Here is a 2,616-nt window from a genome sequence, read left to right as displayed (position 1 = left end):
TATCCTGACATAGGGGGAAGGCATCCTTATGCTGGATTAGGAGGACCGGAGTCCCTTGAGGATGCAATAAAGCAAAATTGCTTCGCTTATTCTGTAATACGTCAACGTGATACTAGAACCTTACCTCCACCAGGAATGTTCACATTAAAGGACTTTCCTTTAGAGGTATTGAATGCTTTTGAGCGCGCATTTGGTACAACTTCTGAGAACAGACCGACAGCTCAAGTTTGGGTAGACATTTTAGCAAGATTAGAGAGCTCATTAATAAAATGCCAAGTCATGCCTTCGCATTTTTACCCAAAGAAATCTGGCGAGTGCTTATGGTGTAGTTTTACCTCTAAATTTAGGTTGGATATGTTTCCTCATTATGAGGCTTCAACGCCTAAGGGGAACCAGTGGTTAAATGATCAAATAGCCGCCGTCTTGAAAAGACTTCAACAAATTGAAATATCAGACTTTCAGGGCATTTTGCCTGAGTTAGAAAACTCTTTACCCACTCCTGCCGCTAGCTCCCTCCCAAGCGATGAGTCCAGTGACAGCTTACTTCAAACCATTGGAATCATGGGTGGGATTTTAGGATTAGCATGGATGATTGACTCTCCAAATTATGGAGCACTATTCATCCTCGGGCTGGCATATTATATTTACAAAAAAGGAGACAAGTCAGAACTTACTCAGCAACGGTTTGCTACTATAAAAAATGAATATACTGCGGCCGATAATCAGCTCAAACTAAAATTTGATAGCTTTCTCGGCAGATCAGTTTATGGTGAATTGCAAGCTGTGGCCAAATCCTTAGAAAGAACTGTTGCTCTCTGTATGAAAATTGATACTGAACTTCAAGAAGAGCTTGATAAGCAGTTGGCAGACAGTAAAAACAACCTACTTAATAGTTATCTAGATAAATTTTCAATACATAATGCAAAAATCAGTGGTATTGGACCCTCAAAGAAAGCAAAGCTTAGATCATTTGGCATTGAAACGGCTGCCGATATAAATAGCAGACGAGTTAGTGCAGTTCCTGGATTCGGCCAAGTATTTACCTCTAAGCTAGTTGACTGGCGTAAGAGTAAAGAGGCTGGTTTCGTTTACAAAAAAGCTCAAGTTTTTGATGATAATGAGGAAAAGAAAATAAGAGATACTTATAACCGTAGGAAAAATACATATCTAAATGATTTGAAGTCTGGCTTGAAAGCGCTTGAAAGCTACAACCGAGACAAACTAATTCAGGATGCAATGTCAGACACCAACCTTATTCAAGCTGTAAAGGACAGATTTCAGGCCAGAATTAACCTAAAGTCACTAGGCTTAGTTTCTCCACCGGAAACGCCAAAAACAATCAAAATAATTAAAATTGGTTTTCCTACAAAAGCTAATACTGTGGTTTCCAGACACGCAAAAACCTCTTCTACTACTAAGTCCTCTTCTACTACTAAGTCCTCTTCTACTTCCACCTCTAATAAGTCTTCACCTCCTAAGTGTCCTAAATGTGGATCATTGATGGTCAAAAGAACACCTAGAGGAGTAGGTAGAGGTCAACACTTTTTTTGGGGATGCAGGAAATTCCCCAGCTGTAACGGAACTCGAAGCTACTGAGTTAAAAAATAAGCGTCAGGTCAACCACATCTTCCACCCGCTCAGCTATTCGGTCATTTTGTTAACCGGAGACAAGTATGAACAACACAATGACTGAAAAACAACAATTCTGGGAGACTCACCTAGGTGCCGCACCGCGCTCCGGACTGAGTATTTCTGACTACTAAAAAGCCAATCAGCTTAATATAAATACATAAAATCAAAATGAAGCACACTCAAAGGCCGGCCTTTCACTACCTCGACACAGACACAGTTTACGCAGGTGGTGTCATCCGAAACCGCAAGCATGGCGGGAAAACAGGCGTTGTCTCGTCATTGATTCCACAGTAGACCGTACAGCTTGCCCGACATTATCCATAGAAGTTTAAAACTATGGCCATTTCTTAGTAAACAACGTTGTGTAATAACGCCCAAGGCCATTCTCAGGGTAATCTACTTTCATGAGATCACCGGTTGGTGTTATGAAATCTATTCCTAAAACAGTCAACGCGTTACCGTGGGTTATTGTCTTCTGGTGCGGACCCACCCCACCATTTTCAATATACCCTGCTAACTGTAGCACCTGAGTGAGCTGGGCAAGCGTAAAGAACACCTCCCCTGTCTTTGGGTCATTTGGCATAACATCTGTCGTACAACCATCTTTTTCTGCTGAAACTGCAAAACTTATTTCATCAACCATAAGCTCAAAGACATCCTTATAACCGGTAAGGGGCTTTAACCGGGCATCCTGTTCGAGTGCATCTTTCAACTCTTTTGGTGAGCTATAGTCCTTTTCACAATACTCTTCGTGTATACCAATCAACAGATACAGCATCTTAGGAATCTGAGCCTGCTCTTCCGATTGACTAAAAGCTTCTTGGGGCGTTACTTCTTCACTGGCAGTCTGAGAATGAGAGGTAACTGAAGCTGTTGCAAGCACAGTAGCGAGCGTTAGTAACATTAAGACTTTCATTCGACCACCATTGAATTTGATTATTAACAAACCGACGATAACACTTGTTAAGTAACCAACTATAAATT

The 2,616-nt window shown here is 41.2% G+C and carries 1 protein-coding gene and 1 pseudogene; one reads left to right on the top strand and one right to left on the bottom strand.

Annotated features, from left to right (window positions below):
• Positions 1-1,596, top strand: a pseudogene (locus DKW60_RS22900) (topoisomerase DNA-binding C4 zinc finger domain-containing protein); the annotation flags it as partial.
• 370 nt (positions 1,597-1,966) lie between these two features.
• Here DKW60_RS22900 and DKW60_RS22895 read toward each other — a convergent pair.
• The coding region (locus DKW60_RS22895) for a hypothetical protein (RefSeq protein WP_219988896.1) at positions 1,967-2,616 on the bottom strand (650 nt) is incomplete at its 5' end.

It is taken from the genome of Leucothrix pacifica, assembly GCF_003172875.1.
Classification (GTDB): domain Bacteria; phylum Pseudomonadota; class Gammaproteobacteria; order Thiotrichales; family Thiotrichaceae; genus Leucothrix; species Leucothrix pacifica.
This window is presented reverse-complemented; position numbering and strand designations above follow the sequence as displayed.